The 5,761-nt window shown below is 44.2% G+C and carries 3 protein-coding genes and 1 pseudogene; 2 read left to right on the forward strand and 2 right to left on the reverse strand.

From position 1 onward, the window contains the following. Nucleotides 1-130 precede the first annotated feature (130 nt). Together ACUVJL_RS11525 and ACUVJL_RS11530 are read left to right on the forward strand one after the other, a co-directional pair. A complete protein-coding gene (locus ACUVJL_RS11525) occupies nucleotides 131-1,693 on the forward strand; it encodes a DUF4347 domain-containing protein (protein WP_445245971.1) in 1,563 nt (520 codons plus the stop codon). A 45-nt stretch (nucleotides 1,694-1,738) separates the two neighbouring features. Further along, a pseudogene (locus ACUVJL_RS11530) lies at nucleotides 1,739-2,852 on the forward strand (IS630 family transposase). 45 nt (nucleotides 2,853-2,897) lie between these two features. Here the strand turns inward: ACUVJL_RS11530 and ACUVJL_RS11535 are convergent. Continuing rightward, entirely contained in the window at nucleotides 2,898-4,538 is a 1,641-nt protein-coding gene (locus tag ACUVJL_RS11535) for a B12-binding domain-containing radical SAM protein (RefSeq protein WP_445245972.1), read from the reverse strand. A gap of 351 nt (nucleotides 4,539-4,889) precedes the next feature. Next, nucleotides 4,890-5,399, reverse strand: a complete 510-nt coding sequence (gene lspA, locus ACUVJL_RS11540; RefSeq protein ID WP_445245973.1) for a signal peptidase II — start codon at nucleotides 5,397-5,399, stop codon at nucleotides 4,890-4,892. Nucleotides 5,400-5,761: the final 362 nt, after the last annotated feature.

The raw sequence follows: 5,761 nt of genomic DNA on the forward strand, positions 1-5,761 counted from the left end.
TGGAACTCAAAGAAGTCCCGAACAGTTTTTTTTCAATAATAAAGGAACAAATGGAGTCATATTTTAATTGGGTCAACAGGTAAAAGATGAGTAATTTTACTCATTGACAATAGTGCTTTTAGCTTAACTTGTGACTAATGATCAAAGCCTTGCACCAAGCGCCGAACCAAGGAAAGAGATTTTTATACTCGATCGGGCGGGGGATGGAGTCGAGCAAATTACAGAGTTATTAGCTAGCTACACCGATCTGGACGCTGTTCACATTGTTTCTCACGGCGGGCCTGGAAATTTGCAATTGGGGTCAATTCAGCTAAATTCTGACAACCTAGACGAATATGGCGATCGACTTCAGCAGTGGAAAAAGGCTTTAGCCCCTAACGCGGATATCCTCCTGTACGGTTGCAACGTGGCGGCAGAAATCGCCCCACCGATAGCGGGGCGATCGTTCTTGCAACGCCTCAATCAACTCACAGGTGCAGACATCGCTGCTTCCAAAAACCTGACAGGAAGTGCTGCATTAGGCGGTGACTGGGATTTAGAAGTAACAATTGGTTCGATTGAGACCGCTTTGGCATTCACCCTTGATGCGATCGCAAGTTACGATCGGGTTTTAGCTTCTTTTACAGTCACCAGCACCAACGACTCCGGCTTAGGATCGCTGCGAGATGCGATTACCCTAGCGAATGCTACTCCAGGCGCAGATATTATTGACCTGACTGGCATTACGGGCACAATTACCCTCGCGACGACACTGCCAACTATTAATGACAGCCTTAGTCTGAACGGCCCTGGGGTGGCTAACCTGACAGTCAGCGGTAACGACGCTGTACAGATACTGAACACTAATAACGGCCCTGTTAGCATTTCTAACCTCTCCTTTGCTAAGGGTAATACAGTTGGCGGCGGCGGTGGGATTAATAACGGCTTCGGCGTTACCCTGAACCTCACCAAGGTTAACTTTTTTAGCAACACCGCTGGAGGAGGCGCTGCCCTCCTCAACAACAGCGGTACAGTGACAATAACCGGTTCCACCTTTAGTGCCAATACAGTCAACAGTTTCGGTGGTGGCGCGATTAGGCAGGGTGGGGGTATTCTCACCATTGTTGACAGCTCTTTCATCGAAAACACAGCGAATGGGAACAGTCAAGGCGGCGGTGCCATCTTGATCGATAGCGGTGCGGTAAACATTACTGGCAGCACCTTTACTGGTAATAGTGCACAAAACATCGCTGACGGTGGCGGCGCTATCTACCACAGAGGCGGGGGCGAACTGCTGAGCATTCTCAATAGCACTTTCATTAACAACATTTCGGCGGGTAACGGCGGTGCGATCAGAAACGACACCCAGCCATTGAGTGTCACCAGCAGCACGTTTAGCAGCAATCAGGCTGCACAAAATGGAGGTGCGATCGTCAACGAGGGCGCGGCAACCATTACCAACAGCACGTTTTCTGGCAACACCGCAACCAACTTTGGCGCGATCAGAAATGGCGGTACGCTGGATCTCAGAAGTAGCACTCTGACTCTCAATAGTGCAACTAGCCAAGGCGGCGGCATCTTCAACACCGCTACAGCAAAAATTCGCAACACCATCATTGCTGGGAATACGGCTCCGTTAAACCCCGATGTAGATGGCACATTTACGAGTGAGGGCAATAACTTAATTGGCAACGGTAAGCTGTTCAGCATCTAAAACGCATATTGTATGGTATAATATGATAATTTTCCGAGAAAGTCAATGCCTACTAAAAACTTCCTCAGTTCTGAAACAAAGGAAACTCTGCAACAAGCATTAAAAGACCATGAGCATCCAGATATTCGACAAAGAGCGTTAATATTTTTATTACTAAATAACGGAAATACACAAGCTCAAACTGCTGAACTAATTGGATGTTCTCTCAGAAAAGTTGCCTATTGGAGCGTTCATGGTGAGGAATGAAAATTTAGACAGTTTTAAAGATAACAGGATGAAGGGTAATTACCGAAAAGCTACAGAGAAATACATTAATTTACTTTTAGAAACAGTTGAAGTAGACCCTGAAAAATATGGTTATGAGTTCGGAAGATGGACAACAGCTAGACTTGCAATATATCTAGGAGAGCAGACGGGAATTGAGCTGAGTAGTACCCAAGTAAGGAGAATTTTAAAATCAAAAAAGTATGTTTATCTTTGGGCTAAATACAGCTTAAAGGATAAGCAAGATGCCGTAGAAAGGAGTTTATTCAAAGATAAATTAGCTGAGTATCTAAGAATAGAAAAAGAATCTCCCGATCTTTTGCAGGTATGGTTTTGGGATGAGAGTGGATTTAGTTTAAGAGTTATTAGAAGGAAGAACTGGTGTAAAAAGGGAACTCGAAGTAGCAAAAGAGGAGATCGACGAAAAGGTCGTATTAATGTTATGGGTGGAGTGAGATATTCAGACAAAAAAAGATGGGTAGATTTTATTCCATCTGGTAATTCTGCTAATTTTTATGCGGTGCTGAAAAATTTTTATGAAGACTTAAAAGCAGAGTGGATATTGCAAGGAAATTTAGCGGAAGACTTTAAAGATAAAGGCTGTAAGTTTGTGATAATTTTGGACAACGCTAGTTTTCATAAGAAAGCAGAGACTTTGCAGAAAATAGCGTCAGAGATGCCGAATCTAATCATAGAGTTTTTGCCAAAGTATAGCCCTGACTATAACTTAATTGAATTAGTATGGCATTCCGCCAAGGAATATGTTGCTAATAGATTATTTGAATCCATTGAAAAACTAGAAGCACTGTTACATAAACTGTTAAATGAAGGAGGACTAATTATGAAATGGAACCGAAAAATAAAAAATAAAGGTAACTTAGTTAATGCAGTTTAGATGTCGAACAGCTTAACAGACTTCTTACTTAAATAAGTCTGGTATCTAAACGAGAGTTAGTGAATTCCCATATCCTTTTGTATGACTCATCGCCTCCGCTAAATGTTTTTTCAAAGTCGCCTCCGGTAGCGGCCCTTTTAAATGACTCCAAGGCAAAACCTGCTCCAATTCCCACTCTTGAAAAACATAAAAATCCATCTCCGGCAACTGTCCCCGCAACTCCTTAAAGGCCCGCCGATAACTGCCCAAAGTATCGCCGTAATGCCGCACTAATTCCAACAGCCGAGACAACCGCCGATCGCCCTTTGACAACAAACCCTGAATCACCGACCAATTATAGCTTTCAGGTCTAAATTCTAAACCCAGCTTCCGCAATTCTTTATCTAAAAATTTCAGCCTCTTCTCGGCATCTTTATTCACTCCAAACCACTGAAAAGGAGTGTGAGATTTCGGGACAAAAGTGCTGCATCCCAGAGTCAACCGCAAACCGGGAACAGCTTTTCTAATCGCCCGCATCATTGCCACCGTCTCCTCTAAATCCTCCATTTCTTCGCCCGGAATTCCCGCCATACCGTAAAGTTTAATTCCCTTTAAGCCGCCAGCCCTAGCATTGATAGCAGCTTGAATAATTTCGTCATTTGTGAGTTTTTTGTTAACGATTTTGCGGAGGCGATCGCTCCCGCTTTCCACCGCAATTGTCACAGATTTGCTGTCTCTGTTTGTCAATATTTCTGCCAATTTAACTGTCACCGTATTCGTCCTTACCGAAGAAAGACTCAACCGCACGCCGTCGTATTTCGGATGATTCAAATGATCCAGCAACGGTTCAAATTCCGGGTGCTGAGTGACCGAAGCACCCAACAAACCCAAACGATTAGTCACAGCTAAACCGCGATCGATCGCCGGAATTAGCGAACCCTCCAAACTCGCAGTTCTAAACGGCAAAGTCAGATAACTTGCCAAACAAAAACGGCACATTTCTGGACAACTCCGAACCACTTCCACCATGTAAATATTTTCCCAAGCAGCTTTTTCTGTCACCACAGTGGAAGCAGATAAAGTATTGCCGCGATAAGTCTGTTTTTCAACCATACTGGGAATTCCCGAATCGACAGGCTGAATCGATTTAATACCCTCAGCCGCATCCAGATAAGTTACTTCATACAAACTGGGGACGTAAACTCCCGGAACTTGGGCTAAATGCCACAATTTAGTTTGTCTGTCGGCGGTACGGACTTCTTTACAAGCATCAATAAAATTGTCAATGAGATGTTCCCCATCTCCCAGCAAAATCACATCAAAAAAATCGGCAAAAGGTTCTGGATTCGCCGTAAAAACCGGGCCACCCCCGAAGACGATAGGATGATTATCAGTTCGTTTTGACGCCCAAATCGGAATTTCTAGAGATTCCAATAAATTTAGAATATTTACATAGTCTAGTTCCCAAGAAAGCGAAAATCCCAGTAATTCTGGATGTCGGGGAAGTTGTTCGCGGATATCAGTAAATAAACGGCTGACTTCAATATCCGATCGCACAGCCAAAGTTGCCCACACTATCTGATAGCCGAGACTGGTAATACCTACCGTGTACTCGTTGGGAAAAGCAAAAATAGTCGGGATAGCATCAGCATCGGGGGTTGCTGGGGCAAATAGTAAGCGTTCTTGAGCAAAGGGATTAGGAGTCATCCGATTTTAGATTTTAGATTTTAGATTTTAGATTTTAGATTAGGGAATTTCTCCCACGGATAAATCTGGGGGTTTGTGATCAAATTGCTTTTGAGCGCGGGCAAGTTTAGCCTTAGCAATAAAGAATATAATTATAGCTCATAAATGACTCTAACCTTAAGTTGACACCTATACCTTCTGGTAACAGACAACTGACAAATGACCGAAAGCAATTGGTTGCGCGGCCGCCGGATTCATCGGTGGATAAGCAAAAAAAGCTCGGCATCTGATAAACCTGAGAACGGTACAGCCCGTGGGTGGTTAATCTCAAATCTCAAATCTCAAATCTCAAATCGATTGACTTGTTGAAAGTTAGTCTGAAATAGAATTGCGATCGTCTTGGCTTCTCGGCGGCGGTGGACTGTGAAAAGTTGCAATCAGCAAACAGATAATCCCAGCATTAATAAACACATCCGCTAGATTAAATACGGGGAACCGAATTATCCGAAAATCGATAAAATCTACAACGTGGCCCGAAACAAATCGATCGATCCCGTTCCCCAGTGCTCCCCCCAAAATCAAACCGTAGCCAGCTTGTTCCCAGCGGTTAATTCGCGGCCCGAACCAAGCCAGCACTATCAATCCCACACTAACGCCCAAAGACAGCCACCGCAACCAAATCGCCCCGCCATTGCTGAACAGACTAAAAGCCGCACCGGTATTAACAACATAAGTGAAGTGAAACACCCCAGGTAACAGGGCCTGCGTCTGCGGAGGAACCGTCAAGTCAAAATTTTGCACCACCCAAAACTTAGTCAGGTGGTCTAAAACTAAACTGATAACAGCAGCAACCCAGAACAAGGGATTTCTTTTAAAACGCATGAATTAAGCAATAGAAAATGGGGCATCGGGCATGAGAGAATTTACTCCAATCTCACTTGTTATCAGAAAAATGGGTAGAAACCCCGTGCTTTTAGCACGGCTTTACATTTAATTTGAATCCCCTCGCGGGGTGGAGGAGTATGGTTGCCCCTCCGGTGAGGCATGGTTGCCTCAAACTCCCATTTCTGGGGTAGAAGAGACGACCTGCCAGGTCGTCTGTACTTCGCCAATGTTTAGTGAGCTTGCGCCGGCTAGCAACACTATCTCAGTGACCTTAAGACTGTTTAGTTGCAAGCGATAGAGCGGAAAACTAGCTTCGCATTCTCCGGTATCGTGACTCAAAAAACGTAGTCAGTAAAGAC

The sequence above is a fragment of the Microcoleus sp. OTE_8_concoct_300 genome, from assembly GCF_031383065.1.
In the GTDB taxonomy this organism is placed as follows: domain Bacteria; phylum Cyanobacteriota; class Cyanobacteriia; order Cyanobacteriales; family Microcoleaceae; genus Microcoleus.

Excerpts from the sequence above, each read along its gene's own strand:
- ACUVJL_RS11535 (WP_445245972.1), bottom strand. The coding sequence starts at position 4,538 with ATGACTCCTAATCCCTTTGCTCAAGAACGCTTACTATTTGCCCCAGCA.
- lspA (WP_445245973.1), bottom strand. The coding sequence starts at position 5,399 with ATGCGTTTTAAAAGAAATCCCTTGTTCTGGGTTGCTGCTGTTATCAGT.